Origin of the sequence: Streptomyces sp. R28 (assembly GCF_041052385.1) — a bacterium.
In the GTDB taxonomy this organism is placed as follows: Bacteria; Actinomycetota; Actinomycetes; order Streptomycetales; family Streptomycetaceae; genus Streptomyces.
Genome location: NZ_CP163439.1, coordinates 9,098,534 through 9,120,841, shown reverse-complemented (window position 1 = coordinate 9,120,841; position 22,308 = coordinate 9,098,534). Strand labels below are relative to the sequence as shown.

Here is a 22,308-nt window from a genome sequence, read left to right as displayed (position 1 = left end):
GGAGTTACTGACTTTCCCTCAGCTAAATCCGTCGAATCTTTTCGACTCTTCAAGCGTCTTGACCCCTTGCACCCCCATCCCCACTATGGGAGCGCTCCCACTGGTTCAAGCCTTGACTTCTCCGAGCCGCAAGGAGGAACCAGCACGTGCATCCCCCACGCAGACGCGGAACCGTACGACGGCTGTGGACGGCCGTCGTAGCGGCCATGGCCCTTCCCTTGACGATGCTGAGCACGGGTTCGACACCGGCTCAGGCGGCGGCAGTTCAGTGCAGTGTCGACTACAAGACCAATGATTGGGGTTCCGGCTTCACCGCGGACCTGACGATCACCAACCGCGGTACGGACGTCATCGACGGCTGGACCCTGACGTACGGCTATGCGGGCAACCAGAAGCTCAGCAACGGCTGGAACGGCACCTGGTCCCAGTCCGGCCAGTCGGTCACGGTGAAGGACGCCGGCTACAACGGCCGGATCTCCGCCGGAGCCGCGGTCACCACCGGCGCGCAGTTCACCTACAGCGGCAGCAACGCCGCCCCGACGAACTTCGCGATCAACGGCACCTCCTGCACCGGCGCCCACCAACCTCCCATCACCGTGCTGACCAGCCCGGCTGCGGGCGCCGTCTACTCGCAGGGCGACGCCGTCCCGCTCGCGGCCACCGCCGCGGCCGCGGACAGCGCGACGATCGGCAAGGTCGAGTTCTACGACAACACCACACTGCTGGGCACGGACACGACGGCGCCGTACTCGCTCTCGGTCTCCAGCTTGACCGTGGGCAGTCATTCGCTCCTCGCGAAGGCGTACGACGGTATGGGCGCGTCCGCAGAGTCCACGCCGGTCGGCATCACGGTCGCCTCGGGTCCCGCCGTGGTGGCCTCGCCGACCCAACTCCCGGTTCAGCAGGGCAAGTCGGCCTCGTACGACGTCAAGCTGTCGACCCAGCCGTCGTCCAACGTGACCGTCACGACCGCTCGCGCGAGCGGCAACTCCGGTCTGTCGGTGACCGGCGGCGCCTCGCTCGCCTTCACCCCCTCGAACTGGAACACCGCCCAGAAGGTGACCATCACCGCCGCCGCCTCCGGCACCGGCGCGGCCACCTTCGAGTCGACGGCCACCGGGCACGCGAAGGCCTTGGTCACGGCCACCCAGATCGCGGCGACGAAGGCGTACGACGCCCGCTTCCTGGAGCTGTACGGCAAGATCACCAACCCGGCGAACGGCTACTTCTCACCCGAGGGCATCCCCTACCACTCGGTCGAGACGCTGATCGTCGAGGCGCCGGACCACGGTCACGAGACCACGTCGGAGGCCTACAGCTACCTTCTCTGGCTGCAGGCGATGTACGGCAAGGTGACGGGCGACTGGACCAAGTTCAACGGCGCCTGGGAGATCATGGAGAAGTACATGATCCCGACCCACGCCGACCAGCCGACCAACTCCTTCTACAACGCCTCGAAGCCGGCGACGTACGCGCCCGAGCTGGACACACCCAACGAGTACCCGGCGAAGCTCGACACCGGGGTCTCGGTCGGCTCGGACCCCATCGCCGGCGAGCTGAAGTCCGCCTACGGCACGGACGACATCTACGGCATGCACTGGCTGCAGGACGTCGACAACGTCTACGGCTACGGCAACTCGCCGGGCAAGTGCGAGGCGGGGCCGACGGACACCGGGCCGTCGTACATCAACACCTTCCAGCGCGGCGCGCAGGAGTCGGTGTGGGAGACGGTGCCGCAGCCCACCTGCGACACCTTCAAGTACGGCGGGAAGAACGGGTACCTGGACCTGTTCACCGGTGACGCCTCCTACTCCAAGCAGTGGAAGTTCACCAACGCCCCGGACGCCGACGCGCGTGCGGTGCAGGCCGCGTACTGGGCCGACAAATGGGCCGACGAGCAGGGCAAGGGCGGCCAGATCTCCGCGACCGTCGCCAAGGCCGCGAAGATGGGCGACTACCTGCGCTACGCGATGTACGACAAGTACTTCAAGAAGGTCGGCAACTGTGTGGGCGCCTCGTCCTGCCCGGCGGGCACCGGCAAGGACGCCTCGTTCTACCTGCTGTCCTGGTACTACGCGTGGGGCGGAGCCACCGACACCTCGGCGGGCTGGGCCTGGCGCATCGGCTCCAGCCACGCGCACGGCGGCTACCAGAACCCGATGGCCGCCTACGCCCTGTCCAACTACGCCGACCTGAAGCCCAAGTCGGCGACGGGACAGGCGGACTGGGCCAAGTCGCTGGAGCGTCAGGTCGAGTTCTACCGCTGGCTGCAGTCCAGCGAGGGCGCGATCGCGGGCGGTGCGACCAACAGCTGGGCGGGCCGGTACGCGACGCCGCCCGCGGGCAAGTCGACCTTCTACGGCATGTACTACGACCAGCAGCCCGTCTACCACGACCCGCCGTCCAACCAGTGGTTCGGCTTCCAGGCGTGGTCGATGGAGCGGGTGGCCGAGTACTACCAGCAGACGGGGAACGCGGCCGCGAAGGCCGTCCTCGACAAGTGGGTCGACTGGGCGCTGTCCGAGACGACCGTCAACCCGGACGGCACCTTCCGGATCCCGGCGACGCTTCAGTGGTCGGGCCAGCCCGACACCTGGAACGCGTCAAGTCCTGGCGCCAACAACGGCCTTCACGTCACCGTCGCCGACTACACCAACGACGTCGGTGTGGCGGCCGCGTACGCCAAGACCCTGACGTACTACGCCGACCGCTCCGGTGACACGCAGGCCGCGACCACGGCCAAGGCGCTCCTCGACGGCATGTGGGACAACTACCGGGACAACCTCGGCATCGCCGTCCCGGAGACCCGCGCCGACTACAACCGTTTCGACGACGCGGTCTACATCCCGAGCGGGTGGACCGGGACCATGCCGAACGGGGACGCGATCAGCTCGTCGTCGACCTTCGACTCGATCCGGTCGTTCTACGAGGACGATCCGGCCTGGTCGAAGATCGAGGCGTATCTCGCGGGCGGTGCGGCGCCGTCGTTCACGTATCACCGGTTCTGGGCTCAGGCAGACATTGCCATGGCCATGGGTTCGTACGCGGAGCTTCTCGAATAGTCCCCGCCGGGCGCTCCGCGAGAAGGCCGTGTCTTGACTGCGGGTCCGTTGTGGCTGGTCGCGCAGTTCCTCGCGCCCCTAAAAGCAGGGCGTGCAGCTCACGGCGTTTTCGCGGAACCGCTTGAAGAGTTCCGTGTGCGTGGTCCCGTCACCTGACGGCGGGGCCGAACTGCCGGGCGGCCCCCTCCCGCACTGGGGGTCGCCCGGCAACTCTCGCGACTGTTGGAAAGCGCTTGCTGTCTCCCTGGTCCCCTCTCCCCCACCCCGGAAAGGACCCCCCGTGCGAAGAACCCGCACCCTCACGGCGGTGCTCGCGCTCGCCGCCGGGCTGCTCGCGGGCACGCCGCCCGCCCTGGCCGCCGACAGTGCCTCGAAGGACGTGTCGATCACCGCCGACACCTATACCTGGAAGAACGCCCGCATCGACGGCGGCGGTTTCGTGCCCGGCATCGTCTTCAACCACAAGGAGAAGAACCTCGCCTACGCCCGTACGGACATCGGCGGCGCCTACCGCTGGCAGGAGTCGACGAAGACCTGCACGCCGCTGCTGGACTCGGTCGGCTGGGACGACTGGGGGCACACCGGCGTCGTGAGCCTGGCGTCCGACTCCGTCGACCCGAACCGGGTGTACGCGGCGGTCGGGACGTACACCAACAGCTGGGATCCGAAGAACGGCGCGGTCATGCGGTCCGCCGACCGGGGGGCCAGCTGGCAGAAGGCGAACCTGCCGTTCAAGCTGGGCGGCAACATGCCGGGCCGCGGCATGGGTGAGCGCCTCGCGGTCGACCCGAACAAGAACAGCGTGCTGTATCTGGGCGCGCCCAGCGGAAAGGGCCTGTGGCGCTCGACGGACTCCGGGACGACCTGGTCGCAGGTGGCGAACTTCCCCAACGTCGGCAACTACGTGCAGGATCCGAGCGACACCAGCGGGTACGCCAACGACAACCAGGGCATCGTCTGGGTCACCTTCGACGAGTCCACGGGGACGTCCCAGAACGCCACGAAGACGATCTACGTCGGGGTCGCCGACAAGGACAACGCGGTGTACCGGTCGACCGACGCGGGCGCGACCTGGTCGCGGGTCGCCGGGCAGCCGACGGGATACCTGGCCCACAAGGGTGTGCTGGACGCGACGAACGGCTACCTCTACCTCGCCTACAGCGACAAGGGCGGCCCGTACGACGGCGGCAAGGGCCAACTGTGGCGGTACGCGACGGCGACCGGCACCTGGACGAACATCAGCCCGGTCGCCGAGGCCGACACCTACTACGGCTTCGCCGGCCTGACCGTCGACCGGCAGAGGCCCGGCACGGTGATGGCGACGGCGTACAGCTCCTGGTGGCCGGACACCCAGATCTTCCGCTCGACGGACAGCGGCGGCACCTGGACGAAGGCGTGGGACTACACGTCGTACCCCACCCGCGCCAACCGCTACACCATGGACGTCTCGTCCTCGCCGTGGCTGACCTGGGGCGCGAACCCGTCGCCGCCCGAACAGACGCCGAAGCTGGGGTGGATGACGGAGGCGCTGGAGATCGACCCGTTCGACTCCGACCGGATGATGTACGGGACCGGCGCGACGATCTACGGCACCGAGGACCTGACGAAGTGGGACAGCGGGAGCCAGTTCGCCATCAAGCCGATGGTGCGGGGCCTGGAGGAGACGGCCGTCAACGACCTCGCCTCTCCCTCGTCGGGCGCCCCACTCCTGAGCGCCCTCGGTGACATCGGCGGCTTCCGGCACACGGACCTCACCAAGGTGCCGTCGATGATGTTCACGCAGCCGAACTTCACCACGACCACGAGTCTGGACTTCGCCGAGACGAACCCCGACACGGTGGTCCGGGTCGGCAACCTGGACTCGGGCCCGCACATCGCGTTCTCGACGGACAACGGCGCCAACTGGTTCGCCGGGACTGATCCTTCGGGCGTCAGCGAGGGCGGCACGGTGGCCGCGGCGGCCGACGGCAGCCGGTTCGTGTGGAGCCCTGCCGGTACGGGCGTGCAGTACACGACGGGCTTCGGCAACTCCTGGTCGGCCGCCTCCGGCATTCCGGCCGGGGCGATCGTCGAGTCCGACCGGATCGACCCGAAGGTCTTCTACGGCTTCAAGTCCGGGAAGTTCTACGTCAGCACGGACGGCGGCGCGACCTTCACCGCGTCCTCGGCGACCGGCCTGCCGAGCGGTGACAGCGTCCGCTTCAAGGCGCTGCCCGGGGTGAAGGGTGACGTGTGGCTGGCGGGGGGTGCGACGGACGGGGCGTACGGTCTGTGGCACTCCACGGACGGCGGCGCGAGCTTCACGAAACTCTCGAACGTCGAGCAGGCCGACGCGATCGGCTTCGGCAAGGCGGCGACGGGGACGTCGTACCAGACGCTGTACACCAGCGCGAAGATCGGCGGCGTACGCGGGATCTTCCGGTCGACGGACAAGGGCGCGACCTGGACCCGGATCAACGACGACGCCCACCAGTGGGGTTGGACGGGGGCGGCGATCACGGGCGACCCGCGCGTGTACGGGCGGGTGTACGTCTCGACGAACGGCCGGGGCGTGATCTACGGCGACACCTCCGACACCGGTGGCGGAGACGGCGGCGACGGTGGCGGTGGGGGCGGAACCGATCCCACCCCGACGCCGACCGGCGCCTGCGCGGTGACGTACAAGGTCACCAACCAGTGGTCGGGCGGTTTCCAGGCGGACGTACAGCTGTCCAACACCGGCTCAACCGCCTGGAACGGCTGGTCCCTCGGCTGGTCCTTCGCACAGGGGCAGCGGATCACGCAGGTGTGGAACGCCGACTACACCCAGGCGGGCGCGGCGGTGACCGCGAAGAACGTCGGCTGGAACGGCAACGTGACGGCAGGTGCGTCCGTGAGCTTCGGGTTCACGGGGAGCTGGGCGGGGGCGAACGCGAAGCCGACCGCGTTCAAGCTGGGCGACCAGAGCTGCACGGTGAGTTGAGCGAGCCCGAGGGGCGTGCCTTCGCCGGCACGCGCCCTCGGTGCTGTCCTACAGCGTCCACTCCCCGATCTGCTCGGCGAAGCCCGAGTCCATCCCCCACGTGACCGTGGCCGCCTTCGACGCCTTCGGCACCTCGAAGACGACCCAGCCCAGCGCCTTGGCACCGGGCTTCAGCCGGACGTCCGACGACATCGACGGGCCGGCCGTGATGTCGGCGAGGACGGTCCCGAACTGCTGCCCCTGGTCGTCGGCCATCTTCGCCCCGTTCACAGGAGCGTCGGAGTAGACCTTGGTGCCGGTGTTGACGAGCTGGAACTGCACGCCGATCCACCGGTTGCCGGACTCGGGGGCGAAGAACTCGTCGCTGGACTTGGCGTTGTCGACGACCTTGACGACCGTGACGTCGAGTCCGCTGCCGCTCTCCATGCCCTTGAGGGCGAGCGTGTCGCCGACCTTGGCGACGTCGGGCGCGGCGCTGCTCTTCTCGGCGGCGGGCTCCTTCTCGCTGCCGCTGCCGCTGCCGGTCTTGGCGGAGGCCTTCGCCTTCGGCTTGTCGACGATCTCGTCGCCGGAGCCGGAACCACAGGCGGTCAGGGCGAGCGCGGCGACGGTGACGGCCGCGGTGGCGGCGAGACGTATGCGGGTGTGGTGGAACATGTTCTCCCCAGGTTTCGGTGGTACGCATGTGAAGGACCCGTGAAGAATCCGCATGGTTGCACGGAACACCGAAAAAAGTCGGGGTCGTGAAGCAACCTGGCGGCCCGTCATGACGTCCGCCCCGCCAGGTTGTTAAAGCTGATCGAGCTGTTCAAGCTGGTCGAGCTGGTCGAGCTGTTCGATCTGGTCGCCGATGCTCAGGGCGTGTACACCGTCGGCCGGGGCGCCGTCGGCATGCCGTTGCCGATGAAGAAGCTCGGGTGGGGTGGCTGGTTGTAGGCCGTATTTTGCCAAGCCAGGCCCGTGCGGTACATCGGGTCGTGGAGCAGGGTCGTGATCTTCGTGCTCGTCTCGTACGGCGTCGAGTAGATCCTGAGCGCCGTGTTGCCGCTCGTGCGCCAGATGACCTCTTCGCGCCAGTCGCCGAGGATGTCGCCGGACAGGACGGGCGTGGCCTTCGTGCCGTTGTTGGAGGAGACGCCGGAACCGGTCAGCAGGCGGGTGTCGGACGAGGTGCCGTACTTGTCGATGTGGGTGCCGTCGAGGAGTTCGCGGACGGTGTCGCCGTCCCACCACGACAGGAAGTTGACGGAGGACGGCTCACGGCCCTTGGTGGCGCCGGCCTCGTCGCGGACGGAGGTGTCGGAGGCGGACCACACCTCGGCGCCGTCGTTGCCCGCCCAGATGTCCCCGGCGACCCCGCGGCCGTTGTCGCAGCAGGCGGCGAGCTTCCAGTTGACCGTCCCGTTGGCCGGGTTGATGTACAGCTCGGCCGGCTGGCTGGTCGACTCCGAGACCTTGAAGTACTCAAGACCCGCGTGCGCGGGGTCGAGGTCGCCCAGGTGCTGGGCGTCGCCGTGCCCGGTCTTCGTGGTCCACAGGCCGTTGCCGTTGTCGTCGACGGCCATCGCACCGTAGACGATCTCGTCCTTGCCGTCGCCGTCGACGTCCCCGACGGACAGGCTGTGCGAGCCCTGGCCGTCGAACCCCTTGCCGGTGTTGGTGGAGGAGTTGGTGTCGAAGGTCCAGCGGCGGGTGAAGCTGCCGCCCCGCCAGTCCCAGGCGGCGATGACCGTGCGGGTGTAGTAGCCGCGGGCCATGATCAGGGAGGGGCGGGCGCCGTCCAAGTAGGCGGTACCGGCGAGGAACCGGTCGACCCGGTTGCCGTACGAGTCGCCCCACGAGGACACCGTTCCCCGCGCCGGGACGTAGTCGACCGTCCCCATCGCCTTGCCGGTCTGCCCGTTGAACATGGTCAGGTACTCGGGCCCGGAGAGGACGTACCCGCTCGAATTGCGGTAGTCGGCGGACGAACTGCCGATCACCGCGCCGGTCCCGTCGACCGTGCCGTCGGCCGTCTTCATGGCGACCTCGGCCTTGCGGTCGCCGTCGTAGTCGTACACCTGGAACTGCGTGTAGTGCGCGCCGGAGCGGATGTTGCGGCCCAGGTCGACGCGCCACAGCCGGGTGCCGTCGAGCTTGACGCCGTCGACGAAGGTGTTGCCGGTGTAGCCGGACTGGGAGTTGTCCTTGGCGTTGGTGGGCTGCCACTTGAGGACGATGTCGAGGGCGCCGTCGCCGTCGAGGTCGCCGACGGAGGCGTCGTTGGCCTCGTAGGTGTACGCCACTCCGTCCGGGGTCGTACCGCCGGCCGGCGGGCTGATGGGTACGTCCTTGTACCCCGTACGGAACTGGACGGCGTGCACGGAGTCGGCCTGCTCCACGCCGCCCACGACCGCGCGGACCGTGTAGTCGGCCTGTTCGGGGGCGCCGGAGTGGAAGTAGTTCGTGGAGCCGGTGATCGGGGCCGAGTTGACCTTCGTGCCGGCCCGGTAGACGTTGAAGGAGACGTCGTTCGGGTCGGTACCGAGCCAGCGCCAGCTGACCAGGTTGCCGCTGGACGTATGGACGCTGACCACGCCCCGGTCGAGGGCTTCGACCTGGCGGGCGGTGGCAGCCTCGGCTATGCCGGCGCCGTTCAAGGTGGTGAGTCCTGCGGCGGCCAGGGCGGCCACGGCGAGGGTCGCGGAGAGGGCGGCTCGGCGTCTGCGGTGCTTGCGCGGGTGCTGCACGTGACGTACCTCCTCGGGAGGACGGACGGGTTCCGCTCCCTCAGTCGCCGCCGCCCGGCCTCGAGTTGCCGTACCTTTCGGCCAGTTCGGCGACCGTCCGGGCGATCTTGTCGCGCAGCTCGGGCGGTTCGAGCACCTCGATGCCGGTGCCCAGGCGCAGGAACTCGGCGTGGGCGTGGTCGACGGACTCGATGGGGACGGTGACCCGGGTCCAGCCGTCCGTCTCCGTACGGTGATCGGCCGCGCGGTCGAGGGTCACGCCGGGAGCCAGCCGCACCACGGCCTCCCCGCGGTGCAGCCGGTCGTGGAAGTCACGCTGGTACACCGCCCAGTACGCGGCCAGGCCGAAGTCGTCGGGGCGGATGAACTCCTCGTCGGTGGCGGCGAGTCGGAGGATCTGGTCGACGCGGTACGTGCGGGGCCCGGGACCGGCGACGACGTACCAGCGCCCCGCCTTGAGGACGAGTCCGTACGGCTCCAGGCGGCGCTCCACGTCGGTGGGTTCACGCCAGCGGCGGTACAGGACGTCGAGGACGCGGCTGTTCCAGACGGCGTCGGCCACCGCGGGCAGGTGCGGCGTCTCGTCGGCGTCGGCGTACCAGCCGGGTGCGTCGAGGTGGAAGCGGCCGCTGATCCGGTCGGCGTGGACGCGCAGTTCCCGCGGCAGGGCGGCGCGGACCTTGAGCTGGGCGGCGGCCAGGACGGAGCCGAGGCCGAGCTGGGCCGCGGGGCCGGGGGCGCCGGCGAGGAAGAGCGCCTCGGCCTCGTCGGCGGTGAGTCCGGTGAGGCGGGTGCGGTAGCCGTCGAGGAGGCGGTAGCCGCCGGCGTGGCCCGCGTCGCCGTACAGCGGGACGCCGGCGGCGCTCAGCGCCTCGACGTCCCGGTAGACCGTGCGCACCGACACCTCCAGCTCCCCCGCGAGTTGGGCGGCGGTCATCCGGCCGCGGGTCTGGAGCAGCAGGAGGATGGAGACGAGTCGGCTGGACTTCACTGACACAGGATGTCAGTGAAGGGCTCTTAACGTGCCGTCATGGCCCTCAAGGAGAAGCCGGCCTTCGCGCCCTTCGTCGAGAAACTGCTCACCGTGCCCCCGCCGATCGAGGTGGCCGGGCGGCACATCAAGCGCTACCACGTCACCGCCGACCCCGCGGGCATCGCGCCCGAGGTGGAGAAGGCGGCGTACGAGATCCTGCCGGAACTGCTGCCGGAGCCGGACGGCACGCCCCCGGCGACCTTCGTCGTACTGCACCGGGGCGGCGACGACGGCGCCTACCTCAACGCCTACAGCTGGGTGTGGGACAACGTCCTGCACTTCAGGGGCGCCGCGGCGGGCCAGCCGGTGCTGGGCTGCCCCGACCACGACCCGACCCACTTCGTCACCCCCGACCTGCCGTGGATCGGCTGCGTCTGGGAACTGCCGCCGATCCTGCACGAACGGGACGCCTGGGTACGGCACCTGCTGGCGCCCGAAGTCCCGGACCTGACGGCCTACTTGGCCGATTCCCTGCCCGAAGGAACCACTGGAGACCGCACATGAGCAGCCCGCACGACTTCGACTTCTTCCACGGCGACTGGGAGGTCCTCAACCGCCGCCGCACCCACTTCCTCGACCCGGACAGCGAGTGGGTGGAGTTCCCGGCCACGAACCGCTGCTGGCCGCTGTTCGACGGCGCCGCCAACGTCGACGAGATCGACATGCCGCACCTGGGATCGAAGGGGCTGACGTTGCGCCTGTTCGACCGGGAGACCGGGCAATGGTCGCTGAACTGGTCCGCCAGCGGCAGCGGGAAGCTGTTCCCGCCGGTGATCGGGCGCTTCGAGGACGGCCGCGGCGAGTTCTACGGCGACGACGTCCACGACGGCAAAGACGTGCGGGTGCGGTTCGTCTGGTCGTGCGTGTCCGCCGCCTCGGCCCGCTGGGAGCAGGCGTTCTCCGTCGACGGCGGGGGAACCTGGCTGACCAACTGGACCATGGACTTCACTCGGGCTTCCTGAACGCCCGGAGACTGAACACCGGGTCCGGCCGGGGGCGGTCCTGGTCCGGCAGTTCCGCGAGGCGCGCGGCGAACTCGTCGGCGAGCGCGCCGCCGGGCGGCAGGGCGACGAACCACCCCCGGCGCAGGTCGGCGACCGTGCGGCGGGGGCTGCGTCCCTGGCCGCGGCCGGTGAAGCGGGCCTGCCCGGCCGGGACCAGGCCGTGATCGAGGGCGTACGACTCGACGAGCCCGCCTCGTCCCGGGCCGGGCGGCGCGGACGGGAGGCCAGCACGGCATCGATGTCGCTGCCCACGTTGTGCGCGGCGGCCTTGTCGACCGTGGTGATGTACACGCCGCCGGGCCGCAGCACGCGGGCGCACTCACCGACGATGGTCCGCACGTCCGCGGCGGTCTGCGCCAGGTGGAGCAGCCACACGCTGCTGACGGCGTCGACCCGGCCGTCCGGCAGCGGCAGCCGACGGCTGTCGGCGAGCACGACGGCGCCGGGCAGACGGGCGGCGGCCTGCCGGGCCATGCCGGGCGCGAGGTCGACACCGGTCACGCACAGGCCGTCCCGGGCGGCGGCGAGCCGACGCGTCACGATGCCCGTGCCGCAGGCGACGTCGAGCAGGCGCCGGGTGCCGTCCGGCAGGAGCCCCAGCACCGCCTCCGCCGCGGCCGCCGCCCGGGGCTCGCCGCCGCGCGAGGCGTCGTACCGCTCCGCTTCCTTGTCGTAGTCCAGCACGCCCGTCAGTGTGCCCCGTGGCCGGGAGCGAGCTCCTCGATCTTCCGGGCGAGGGCGAAGTCCCGCTCGGTCACGGCGCTGACGGTGTGGGTGTTCACGGTGAGCGACACCGTGTTGTAGCCGAGGGTGAGGTCGGAGTGGTGGTCGAGCTCCTCCTGGACCTGGGCGATGTGCACGACCATCGCCGTGGCCGCGAAGTGCGAGGGGAGCCGGTAGGAGCGGGCGATGCGGTCGCCGTCCTGCGACCAGCCCGGCAGCTCCGCGAGCCGGTCCTCGATCTCCTTCTGCGACAGCGGTTCGAGGGGCATGGCCTCGCTCCTTCCTGGAGTGGGGGGGTTCGTCTTCAGCCTGCCACAGCCTGGGCGGGGCGGCCCAGGTCAGACGGCTCCCGGCGGTCAGCGGCGGACGAATTCGGCCGCCGGGTCGCAGGCGAGCGCGGCGATCTGGGCCCGTCCCTCGACCCGCCCCGCCCATTCGTGCGGGAGGCCGTGGTCGCCGTACCGGGCACCCAGGAGGTTGCCGCAGCGTGCGCAGGCCCGCGCCTTCCGGCGGCCCGGGCGGCCATGGCGAAGGCCCCGTCGGCGGAGTTCGTGGGCCCGAAGGGGGCCGAGCGCATGACCGCGCCGCAGCCCTTGGAGTCGGGGGTGACCTGGCCGGTCGTGCCGTCGAGCAAGAGCTGCGGGTCGGGGGCGTGCAGTAGACCCAGGCCAGGGTCATGAGCCCGCCCTCGGGGGCGCCGTTCTTCGGCGGTGCGGCGTGGTCGGGGCCGGGGTGCCGCTGGGTCTGCAGCCGGCGCTCGTACGCCCGGCGCACCAGCAGGACGGGCACTCGGACGCGGTACACGGCCTCTCCCACCAGGGACGACATCCATGGCTCGGTCATTCCACGCGCTCGTCGACTACGGTCGTACTCATGACCATGGTCCCGCCCCGAGACGCCGCGCCCGCCACCGCCCGCGCCGACGGGCCCGCGGGCGTGGGCCCTCTGCTTCGGGCCTGGCGGGAGCAACGGCGGGTCAGCCAGCTGGAGTTGGCACTGCGGGCCGACTCCTCGGCGCGGCACATCAGCTTCATCGAGACGGGGCGTTCGCGGCCCAGCGAGGAAATGGTGCTGCGGCTGGCCGAGCACCTGGAGGTGCCGGTGCGCGAGCGCAACGCGCTGCTGCTGGCGGCCGGATACGCCCCGCACTACCCGGAGACCCCGCTGGACGATCCCGCGCTGGACGCCGTCCGCGCGGGCATGGAGCAGTTGATCCAGGGCTACGAGCCCTACCCGGCCCTCGTGGTCGACGCGATGTACCACGTCCACGCGGCCAACCGGGGCATCCTGATGCTGCTCGACGGCATCCCCGAGCACCTTCTCGCGCCCCCGCTGAACACGATGCGACTGACCCTGCACCCGGAGGGCCTCGCGCCGCGCATCCGCAACCTGCGGGAGTGGCGCGGGCATCTGCTCGCCCAGATGGACCGGCAGATCGCGCTGCACCGCTCCGAGCCGCTGCGCCGGCTGTACGAGGAGGTGGCGGCGTACCCGGTACCGGAGGAGACGCCCGGAGCCGCACCGGCCGAGGCCGCCCCCTACTTCGCGCTGCCGTTGCTGATCGAGCACGAGGGCCGGGTCCTGTCCTTCGTCTCATCCATCTCCACCTTCAACACGCCGATGGACGTGACCGTCGCCGAGCTGGCCATCGAGACGTTCCTCCCGGCCGACCCGGCGACGGTCAAGTACCTTCAGTCGCTGATGTCCTGACGTGCTTTCAGCGCCGCGTACTGCAACCCGGCGAACCCGGCCACCGTGAGCGCCTGGAGCACGGTCCACACCGCGCCCGCCGTGGTCGGCGACAGCCACAGCGCGAGGGCGACGAGACTCAGCGCGGCCCAGGCGAGGTTGGCCTCGATCACGGCCCGCACCGGGAACGCGGCGGGGCGGGCACGGGAGGCGAGCAGGCCGACGGCGGCGGCGTAGACGGTGAGGAAGGCACCGAGTGCGAGCAGCAGCGAGCCGTCGACCCCGAGCAGCCGCCCCAGCGGGCCGGAGACGACGAGATAGGCGAGCCCGTTCGCCCCGGTCACCACCGCGTCCAGGGCCAGAAAGCGGCGCAGCACGGTCTGCGGGTCGGAGGTCCGGGCAAGTACGGCAAGCGAGGTGGCGGACATGACGAATCACCCTCCGTCGAGGTCGAGTTGCGCTGGAACCCGGGTCCCGGAGCGGAGTGCGCCGCCCCGGAACCCGGTGCCAACACGGTCTCGCGGTCCGGCGGTGCGGTCGATTACCCCGGGGGTAATACGCCCTCAGGGGCGCGTAGCCTGCACACGGCACTGCCCCCCACGGGCCCCCGGAACATGGCACACTGCACCCCGTACTTCCGGCGCATAGGGGAGGCGTGGCGTGAGTGAGCGGCGGCCGGCCCCCACCGTGGGCCAGGTGGTGCTCGGCAGGCGCCTGCAGGAGCTGCGCGAGTCGGCCGGGCTGGGGCGTGACGAGGCCGCACTGGTCCTGCGGGTGGCCGCGGCGACCGTACGGCGGATGGAGACGGCCGAGGTCGCGCTGAAGATCCCGTACGTGCAGGTGCTGCTGGAGACGTACGGGGTGCCCGAGAAGGACGCGGCCGCGTTCGTCGCGCTGGCCGAGGAGGCCAACCTGCCGGGCTGGTGGCAGCGGTTCCACGACGTGTTGCCGGACTGGTTCAGCCTGTACGTCAGCCTGGAGGGCGCCGCCCGCATCATCCGCTCCTACGAGCCGCACTTCGTGCCCGGTCTGCTGCAGACCGAGGAGTACGCGCGTGCCGTGATGGAGGCCGGGACGATCGGGCAGGCGGGGCCGGAGACCGTCGAGCGGCATGTGTCGCTGCGGATGGAACGGCAGCGGCTGCTGGACCACCCCGACCCGCCCCACCTGTGGGTGATCATGGACGAGACGGTGTTGCGGCGCCCGGTGAGCGAGCGCGGCGAGGTGATGCGGGACCAGGTGGACAAGCTCCTGGAGCTGGCCGAGCGCGACCGGGTCACGCTGCAGATCGCCGAGTTCGCCTCCGGCCCGCATCCGGGGACGTACGCGCCCTTCTCCCTGTTCCGCTTCGCCGAGCCCGAGCTGCCCGACATGGTCTACACCGAGTACCTGACCGGCGCCCTGTATCTCGACTCCCGCCAGGAGGTCGCCGCGCATCTGGAGGTGCTGGACCACATGTCGACGGCTGCCGCGTCGGCGGAGCGCACGAAGACGATCCTGCGGGAGCTTCGCGAGGACTTCTGAGCGGCCCGCGGCGGTCTTTCCGGCCCTTCACGGCAACCTTCGCGCCCCGTGCGGCGACTTCCGAGTGGCTCCCCCAGCTCCGTCCCGAGACCCGAGGAGAACACACCGCATGACCGGATCCAAGGCCGCGTCCACCCGCGTCGACACCAGCCGGCCGCACCCGGCCCGCGTCTACGACTGGTGGCTGGGCGGCAAGGACAACTACCCGGTGGACGAGGAGCTGGCCCGGAAGATCCTGGCCGTGGACGGCACGGTCCTGCGCGGTGCGCGCGCCAACCGCCGGTTCATGCACCGGGCCGTGCGCACCGCCGCCGAGGCCGGGATACGCCAGTTCCTGGACATCGGCACGGGCATCCCCACCGAGCCCAACCTGCACCAGGTGGCCCAGGGCGTCGCCACGGAGTCCAAGGTCGTCTACGCGGACAACGACCCGATCGTGCTGCGGCACGCTCAGGCGCTGCTGCACGGCACCGCCGAGGGCAGCACCACCTACGTCCACGCCGATGTCCGTGACATCGACACCCTGCTGGGGCAGGCCTGCGAGTCCCTGGACTTCGCCGAGCCGGTCGCGCTGTCGCTGGTCGCGCTGACCCACTACCTGGGCGACGATCCCGACGGCGACGACGTGTACGGCCTGCTCGGGAAGTACGTCGCCGCGCTCGCCCCGGGCAGCTACCTGATCCTGTCCCAGGTCACCCCGGACCTCAGCCCGGAGGCGATCGAGAAGGCGGCGAACCACTTCCGGCGCAGCGGCACCCCCTTCTTCCCCCGCTCGCTGGCCGAGTTCTCCCGCTTCTTCGCCGGCCTGGAGCTGCTCGGACCCGGCGTCATCCCCGTCTACGGCTGGCGCCCGGAGCCGGAGGACGTGGCGGCCCAGGCTGAGGGCATCGTGCCCGTGTACGCGGGGGTCGCCCGCAAGGTCTGACCCGTACGGGTGCGGTGAAGGGGTGCGCTCCCGCGCGCCGCCCTAGGTTCGGGACCAGGGCAAGCAAGGGAGCGCCTGTGACCGACACGCGGATACCGCCCACCCCGCCCGCCGAGCCGCCCGTCGAGCCGCCTGCCGAGCAGCCCGCCGAGCCGGGCGCGGCGCTGCTGAAGGCCGCCAGGTTCTTCCGGCCGGGCACGCCCGCGCCCGATCTGCACAGTGTCCGACTGACCGGCGGGCGGGAGGCGGACGCCTTCTACCGGGACCGCTGGAGCCACGACAAGGTCGTGAACTCCACCCACGGCGTGAACTGCACGGGCTCCTGCCGCTGGAAGGTGTACGTCAAGGACGGCATCATCACCTGGGAGACCCAGCAGACCGACTATCCCAGTGTCGGCCCCGACCGCCCCGAGTACGAGCCCCGCGGCTGTCCTCGCGGCGCCGCCTTCTCCTGGTACACCTACTCCCCCACCCGGGTGCGCTACCCCTACATCCGCGGTGTCCTCCTGGAGATGTACCGGGAGGCGAAGGAGCGCCTGCAAGACCCCGTCCTGGCCTGGGCGGACGTCCAGAACGACCCCGAGCGCCGCCGCCGCTACCAGCGGGCGCGCGGCAAGGGCGGCCTGGTGCGGACGAGTTGGGACGAGGCGATCGAGCTGATCGCCGCCGCGCATGTGCACACCATCAAGACGTACGGCCCGGACCGTATCGCCGGTTTCTCCCCCATCCCCGCGATGTCGATGGTGTCGCACGCGGCGGGCGCCCGCTTCCACTCCCTGATCGGCGCGCCGATGCTGTCCTTCTACGACTGGTACGCCGACCTGCCCGTGGCCTCCCCGCAGGTCTTCGGCGACCAGACCGACGTACCGGAGTCGGGCGACTGGTGGGACGCGGCGTATCTGATGATGTGGGGCTCGAACGTCCCGGTGACCCGCACCCCGGACGCGCACTGGATGGCGGAGGCCCGCTACCGGGGCCAGAAGGTCGTGGTCATCGCCCCCGACTACGCCGACAACGCCAAGTTCGCCGACGAGTGGCTCCACCCGCACCCCGGCACGGACGGCGCGCTGGCCCTCGCCATGGGACACGTCGTCCTCAAGGAGTTCTTCGTCGACCGCGAGACACCGTTCTTCGCGGACTACGTACGGCAGTTCACCGACCTGCCGTTCCTCGTGACCCTGGAGGAGCGGGACGGGGCTTACGTCCCGGCGAAGTTCCTGCGCGCCTCGGACCTGGGGAAGGCGGGTGAGAGTGCCGAGTGGAAGACGGTCGTGCTGGACGAGGTGACGGGCCGCGTGGTCGCCCCGAACGGCTCCCTCGGCTTCCGCTGGGCCGAGTCGGGCATGGGCAGGTGGAACCTCGAACTGGGCGACATACGCCCGAGGTTGAGCCTGTACGGCAGTGAGGTCGCCGCAGGCGTCGAGGTGCTGCTGCCCCGCTTCGACACCGAGGGCGGACCGCACGGGCAGGGGCGCGGAGACGTCGTACGACGCGGTGTCCCGGCGACGAAGCTCGGCGGGGCGTGCGGGCGGCTGGTGACGACGGTCTTCGACCTGCTGCTCGCGCAGTACGGGGTCGCGCGACCCGGGCTGCCCGGCCGCTGGCCGGTGTCGTACGACGACGCCGACGCGCCCGGCACCCCCGCCTGGCAGGAGGCGCACACCTCCGTCCCGGCGGCCAAGTGCGTGCGGATCGCCCGGGAGTTCGCGCGCACGGCGGAGCGGTCGAAGGGCCGCTGCATGATCCTGATGGGGGCCGGCACCAACCACTGGTTCCACTCCGAGACGATCTACCGCGCCTTCCTCGCCCTGCTGCAGCTCACCGGCTGCCAGGGCCGCAACGGCGGCGGCTGGGCGCACTACGTGGGCCAGGAGAAGTGCCGTCCGGTGACCGGCTGGGCGACGCTCGCGGCGGCCTCGGACTGGTCACGGCCGCCGCGCCAGATGATCGGCACGGCGTACTGGTTCCTCAACACCGACCAGTGGCGCTACGACGGGTTCACGGCCGACGTGCTGGCCTCGCCGCTCGGTGCGGGCCGGTTCCGGGGGATGACGGGCGCGGACTGTCTCGCGCTGTCGGCGCGAGCGGGGTGGATGCCGTCGTATCCGACCTTCGACCGCAATCCGCTGGAGCTGGGCGAGGTGTTCGGTGATCCGGTGTCGCGGGTGGTGGCCGAACTGCGGGCGGGCACCTTGAAGTTCGCGTGCGAGGACCCGGACGCGCCGGAGAACTGGCCGCGGGTGCTGACGCTGTGGCGGGCCAATTTGCTCGGCTCCTCCGCGAAGGGCGCCGAGTACTTCACCCGGCACCTGCTCGGCACGCACTCCTCCCTTCAGGCCGAGGAGGCTGCGACGGACGTGCGGCCGCGGGATGTGACCTGGCGCGACGAGGCGCCCGAGGGCAAGCTCGACCTGCTGCTGTCGCTGGACTTCCGGCAGACCTCGTCCACACTCCTGTCGGACGTCGTCCTGCCGGCCGCGACCTGGTACGAGAAGCACGACCTCTCCAGCACGGACATGCACCCCTATGTGCACTCCTTCACTCCGGCCGTGGATCCGCCCTGGCAGGCCCGCACCGACTTCGACGCGTTCAAGGCGCTGGCCGAGCGGCTCAGCGAACTCGCCGTCGACCATCTGGGCGTGCGCAAGGACCTGGTGGCGACCCCGCTCCAGCACGACACCCCGGGCGAGATCGCCCAGCCGGGCGGGGTCGTCCAAGACTGGAAACGGGGCGAGTGCGACCCCGTGCCCGGGAAGACCATGCCGAACCTCACCGTCGTCGAGCGGGACTACACGGCGATCGGCGCCAAGTTCACGGCGCTGGGCCCGCTGGCCGAGCAACTCGGCCTGCCTGCCAAGGGCATCACGCTGCATCCTGACGAGGAGGTCGAGGAACTGAGGCGGCTGAACGGCGTGGGGCACGACGGCCGCCCGTCCCTCGATACGGCCGTGAAGGCCGCGAACACCATCCTCGCCCTCTCCGGCACCACCAACGGCCGCCTCGCCACCCAGGGCTTCCGCACCCTTCAGGCCCGCACCGGGCAGGAGATGGCGCACCTGGCGGCCGAGCACGAGGGCAGGCGGATCACGTACGCGGACACCCAGGCCGCGCCCGTGCCGGTGATCACCTCACCGGAATGGTCGGGCAGCGAGTCGGGCGGGCGCCGCTACACCGCCTTCACCCTCAACACCGAGCACCTCAAGCCCTGGCACACCCTCACCGGCCGCCAGCACTTCTTCCTCGACCACGACTGGATCCACGAGCTGGGCGAGGCGCTCCCCGTCTACCGGCCGCCCCTGGACATGAACAGGCTGTTCGGCGAACCGCGCCTCGGCCCGGACGGACAGAGCGAGGTGACGGTCCGTTATCTCACCCCGCACAACAAGTGGTCCATCCACTCCGAGTACCAGGACAACCTCTTCATGCTGGCCCTGTCCCGTGGCGGCCAGAACATCTGGATGTCCCCGCAGGACGCGGACGCGATCGGCGTGGTGGACAACGACTGGGTCGAGGCGGTCAACCGCAACGGCGTGGTGGTCGCCCGGGCCGTCGTCTCGCACCGTATGCCACGCGGCACCGTCTACATGCACCACGCGCAGGAACGCACGATCGCCGTACCGAAGACGGAGGCCACCGGCAAGCGCGGCGGCATCCACAACTCGCTCACCCGGCTGATCCTCAAACCGTCCCATCTCGTCGGCGGCTACGCCCAGTTGTCCTGGGCGTTCAACTACCTGGGCCCGACGGGCAACCAGCGCGACGAGGTGACGGTGATCCGCCGCCGCAGCCAGGAGGTCGAGTACTGATGCGTCCGATGGCCCAGATCGCGATGGTGATGAACCTCGACAAGTGCATCGGCTGCCACACCTGCTCGGTCACCTGCAAACAGGCGTGGACCAACCGGCAGGGCATGGAGTACGTCTGGTTCAACAACGTCGAGACCCGCCCCGGCCAGGGCTATCCACGCCGCTACGAGGACCAGGAACGCTGGCGCGGCGGCTGGGAGCTGAACCGGCGCGGCGCGCTGAAACTGAAGGCGGGCGGGCGGCTGCGCAAGCTCGCCGGGATCTTCTCCAACCCCGAACTCCCGGAGATCAAGGACTACTACGAGCCCTGGACGTACGACTACAAGAACCTCACCGACGCCCCGCTGGGCGACGACTTCCCGGTGGCACAGCCGATATCGCAGCTCGACGCCAAGCCGATGAAGATCGAGTGGTCGGCGAACTGGGACGACAACCTCGCCGGCGCCCCCGCCCACGGCGACTTCGACCCGATGGTCGAGCGCGCACGCACGCAGGCCTCGGACAAGGTGCGGTTCGAGTTCGAGCAGGCCTTCATGTTCTATCTGCCGCGCATCTGCGAGCACTGCCTCAACCCGTCCTGCGTGGCGTCGTGCCCGTCCGGCGCGATGTACAAGCGGGCGGAGGACGGCATCGTCCTCGTCGACCAGGACCGGTGCCGGGGCTGGCGGATGTGCGTGACGGGATGCCCGTACAAGAAGGTGTACTTCAACCATCGCACCGGCAAGGCCGAGAAGTGCACGCTGTGCTATCCGCGCGTCGAGGCCGGTCTGCCGACGGTCTGCTCGGAGACGTGCGTGGGCCGGCTGCGCTATCTCGGGGTGATCCTGTACGACGCCGACAAGGTGACGGCCGCCGCCTCGGTGCGCAGTGAACGGGACCTGTACGAGGCCCAGTTGGGTGTCTTCCTCGACCCCGAGGACACCGGGGTGCGGCGGGCGTGCGAGGAGGCGGGGATCCCGTACGACTGGCTGGAGGCCGCCCGTCGCTCCCCGGTGCACGCGCTGATCAGCAAGTACCGGGTGGCGCTTCCGCTGCACCCGGAGTACCGGACGATGCCGATGGTCTGGTACATCCCGCCGCTCTCCCCCGTGGTGGACGCGCTGACCGAGACCGGGCACGACGGCGAGGACGCGGGGAACCTGTTCGGCGCGATCGACAGCCTGCGCATCCCCCTGGAGTACCTGGCGGAGCTGTTCACGGCCGGTGACGTCGGCCCGGTCCGGTCCTCGCTGGAGAAGCTGGCCGCGATGCGCTCCCACATGCGGGCGATCAACCTCGGTGAGGAACCGGACCCTTCGGTGCCCGCCGCCGTGGGCATGGGGGTCTACGAGATCGAGCAGATGTACCGGTTGCTGGCGATCGCCAAGTACGAGGACCGGTACGTGATTCCGACGGCGGCCCTCGGGGACGCCCGGCGTCTGGAGGAGTCGGCGCTCCCGCAGGGCTGCAGCCTCGACCACGAGGGCGGGCCCGGGATGGGCGGGGACGGACCCTTCGGCCAGGACTCGGGCCGCAAGCTGCTGCCACTGGTGCCGGTGGAGAACTTCCACCTCCTGCGCGGACGGCAGACCGCGGACGACGCGGCCGACACGACCCCCACACCCCCCACAGCCGAGGCCGAGGAGGCCTGATGCCGTCCTTCGAGGTGCTCTACCAGGCGGCCGCGCTCTGCCTGACCTACCCCGACGACGACTTCCGCGCCCGCCTGCCGCTGCTGCGCGAAGCCGCCCCGCAACTCCGCGAGTTCACCGACCACGCGATGGTCACGTCCCCGCAGGAGCTGGCCGCCCACTACGTCCAGGTCTTCGACTTCAAGAACCGCCACAGCCTGTACCTGAGCTGGTGGCACGACGGGGACACCCGGCGGCGCGGCATGTCGCTGGTCCGCTTCAAGGAGGTCTACCGCGCGCACGGCCTGGAGTTCGCCGACGAGGAGCTGCCCGACTTCCTGCCCGCGGTACTGGAGTTCACGGCCCGCACCGGCAACACCGACCTCCTTCTGGAGCACCGGGAGTGCCTGGATCAACTCCGCGCCCGGCTCACCGACTTCGGCACGCCGTACGCGTCCGTCCTGGACGCCGTGTGCGCCACACTTCCGACCGACCACACGGGGGCGCGCCCATGACCACCCTCCTGTGGGGCGTCCTGCCCTACGTCACCTTCGCCCTGCTCGTCGCCGGCCTCACCTGGCGCCACCGCTACGACAGGTTCGGCTGGACCACCCGCTCATCCCAGGTGTACGAGTCGAAGCTCCTGAACATCGCCTCGCCCGCCTTCCACTACGGCATCCTGTTCGTGCTGGTCGGCCATGTCGTCGGTCTGTTCATCCCCGCGTCATGGACGGACGCCGCCGGCGTGAGCGAGCACACCTACCACCTGTTCTCCCTCTACGGCGGCACGGCGGCCGGCATCGTCACGGTCGGCGGGATCGCGCTGCTGGTCCACCGCCGCCGCACCCGGGCACCGGTGTTCCGCGCGACCACCGCCAACGACAAGCTCATGTACGTCGTCCTGGTCGCGGCGATCGTGCTGGGCATGGTCGCCAAGCTGTCCCACACCTCCGGCGACGGCTACGACTACCGCCAGTCCATCGCCCCTTGGGCCCGCAGCCTGTTCACCCTCAGCCCGGCCACGGACCTGATGGCCGGCGTCCCGGTCCTGTACCAGGTCCACGCGGTGTTCGGCATGGCCCTCATCGCCCTGGTGCCGTACACCCGGCTGGTCCACATGTTCAGCGCGCCGCTCCAGTACCTGTTCCGGCCGTACGTGGTGTACCGGACCCGCGACCCCGAGCAACTGGGGCCGCGGCCGGAGCGGCGGGGCTGGGAGCGGACCGGGTCCTAGGCGGGGC

At 70.4% G+C, this 22,308-nt stretch carries 16 protein-coding genes and 1 pseudogene; 11 read left to right on the top strand and 6 right to left on the bottom strand.

What is annotated here, in order from left to right:
• Nucleotides 1-146: 146 nt before the first annotated feature.
• Together AB5J49_RS40065 and AB5J49_RS40060 are read left to right on the top strand one after the other, a co-directional pair.
• Entirely contained in the window at nt 147-3,062 is a 2,916-nt protein-coding gene (locus tag AB5J49_RS40065) for a glycoside hydrolase family 48 protein (protein ID WP_369173794.1), read from the top strand.
• A gap of 280 nt (nt 3,063-3,342) precedes the next feature.
• Nucleotides 3,343-6,024: a cellulose binding domain-containing protein gene (locus AB5J49_RS40060; protein WP_369173793.1), complete on the top strand. Its 2,682-nt coding sequence runs from the start codon at nt 3,343-3,345 to the stop codon at nt 6,022-6,024.
• A gap of 48 nt (nt 6,025-6,072) precedes the next feature.
• Here the strand turns inward: AB5J49_RS40060 and AB5J49_RS40055 are convergent, their stop codons facing one another.
• The 3 genes from AB5J49_RS40055 to AB5J49_RS40045 form a co-directional block, all read right to left on the bottom strand.
• Nucleotides 6,073-6,681, bottom strand: a complete 609-nt coding sequence (locus AB5J49_RS40055; protein ID WP_369173792.1) for a DUF4352 domain-containing protein — start codon at nt 6,679-6,681, stop codon at nt 6,073-6,075.
• Nucleotides 6,682-6,878: 197 nt separating this feature from the next.
• Nucleotides 6,879-8,753: a rhamnogalacturonan lyase gene (locus tag AB5J49_RS40050; protein ID WP_369173791.1), complete on the bottom strand. Its 1,875-nt coding sequence runs from the start codon at nt 8,751-8,753 to the stop codon at nt 6,879-6,881.
• Nucleotides 8,754-8,793: 40 nt separating this feature from the next.
• Nucleotides 8,794-9,744, bottom strand: coding sequence for a helix-turn-helix transcriptional regulator (locus AB5J49_RS40045; protein WP_369173790.1), 951 nt, complete (start codon nt 9,742-9,744; stop codon nt 8,794-8,796).
• Nucleotides 9,745-9,783: 39 nt separating this feature from the next.
• On the opposite strand from AB5J49_RS40045, the gene AB5J49_RS40040 reads away from it, so the two are divergent.
• A complete protein-coding gene (locus AB5J49_RS40040; protein WP_369173789.1) occupies nt 9,784-10,290 on the top strand; it encodes a hypothetical protein in 507 nt (168 codons plus the stop codon).
• Nucleotides 10,287-10,748: a hypothetical protein gene (locus AB5J49_RS40035; RefSeq protein WP_369173788.1), complete on the top strand. Its 462-nt coding sequence runs from the start codon at nt 10,287-10,289 to the stop codon at nt 10,746-10,748. The genes AB5J49_RS40040 and AB5J49_RS40035 overlap by 4 nt, the downstream gene beginning before the upstream one ends.
• On the opposite strand, the pseudogene AB5J49_RS40030 reads toward AB5J49_RS40035, so the two are convergent.
• Nucleotides 10,732-11,474, bottom strand: a pseudogene (locus AB5J49_RS40030) (class I SAM-dependent methyltransferase). The gene AB5J49_RS40035 and the pseudogene AB5J49_RS40030 overlap by 17 nt on opposite strands.
• Before the next feature lie 5 nt (nt 11,475-11,479).
• Nucleotides 11,480-11,782 carry a 4a-hydroxytetrahydrobiopterin dehydratase gene (locus tag AB5J49_RS40025; protein ID WP_274245823.1) on the bottom strand — a complete coding sequence of 101 codons (303 nt, stop codon included), beginning with the start codon at nt 11,780-11,782 and terminating at the stop codon, nt 11,480-11,482.
• Between the two features lie 610 nt (nt 11,783-12,392).
• On the opposite strand from AB5J49_RS40025, the gene AB5J49_RS40020 reads away from it, so the two are divergent.
• Nucleotides 12,393-13,223: a helix-turn-helix domain-containing protein gene (locus tag AB5J49_RS40020; protein ID WP_369175413.1), complete on the top strand. Its 831-nt coding sequence runs from the start codon at nt 12,393-12,395 to the stop codon at nt 13,221-13,223.
• Here AB5J49_RS40020 and AB5J49_RS40015 read toward each other — a convergent pair.
• Nucleotides 13,205-13,630 carry a hypothetical protein gene (locus tag AB5J49_RS40015; RefSeq protein ID WP_369173787.1) on the bottom strand — a complete coding sequence of 142 codons (426 nt, stop codon included), beginning with the start codon at nt 13,628-13,630 and terminating at the stop codon, nt 13,205-13,207. The genes AB5J49_RS40020 and AB5J49_RS40015 overlap by 19 nt on opposite strands.
• A 232-nt stretch (nt 13,631-13,862) precedes the next feature.
• On the opposite strand from AB5J49_RS40015, the gene AB5J49_RS40010 reads away from it, so the two are divergent.
• From AB5J49_RS40010 to narI, 6 genes are all read left to right on the top strand, one after another.
• The gene (locus AB5J49_RS40010) at nt 13,863-14,726 is read left to right on the top strand and encodes a DUF5753 domain-containing protein (RefSeq protein WP_369173786.1); all 864 of its coding nucleotides are present in this window, start codon (nt 13,863-13,865) and stop codon (nt 14,724-14,726) included.
• A gap of 109 nt (nt 14,727-14,835) precedes the next feature.
• Nucleotides 14,836-15,651, top strand: a complete 816-nt coding sequence (locus AB5J49_RS40005) for an SAM-dependent methyltransferase (RefSeq protein ID WP_369173785.1) — start codon at nt 14,836-14,838, stop codon at nt 15,649-15,651.
• A gap of 92 nt (nt 15,652-15,743) precedes the next feature.
• Nucleotides 15,744-19,457: a nitrate reductase subunit alpha gene (locus AB5J49_RS40000; protein WP_369175412.1), complete on the top strand. Its 3,714-nt coding sequence runs from the start codon at nt 15,744-15,746 to the stop codon at nt 19,455-19,457.
• On the top strand, nt 19,457-21,088 hold the full coding sequence (gene narH, locus AB5J49_RS39995; protein WP_369173784.1) for a nitrate reductase subunit beta: 1,632 nt from the start codon (nt 19,457-19,459) through the stop codon (nt 21,086-21,088). The genes AB5J49_RS40000 and narH overlap by 1 nt, the downstream gene beginning before the upstream one ends.
• The gene (narJ, locus tag AB5J49_RS39990) at nt 21,088-21,582 is read left to right on the top strand and encodes a nitrate reductase molybdenum cofactor assembly chaperone (protein WP_369173783.1); all 495 of its coding nucleotides are present in this window, start codon (nt 21,088-21,090) and stop codon (nt 21,580-21,582) included. The genes narH and narJ overlap by 1 nt, the downstream gene beginning before the upstream one ends.
• On the top strand, nt 21,579-22,301 hold the full coding sequence (narI, locus tag AB5J49_RS39985) for a respiratory nitrate reductase subunit gamma (RefSeq protein ID WP_369173782.1): 723 nt from the start codon (nt 21,579-21,581) through the stop codon (nt 22,299-22,301). Before narJ ends, narI begins: the two co-directional genes overlap by 4 nt.
• Nucleotides 22,302-22,308 lie beyond the last annotated feature (7 nt).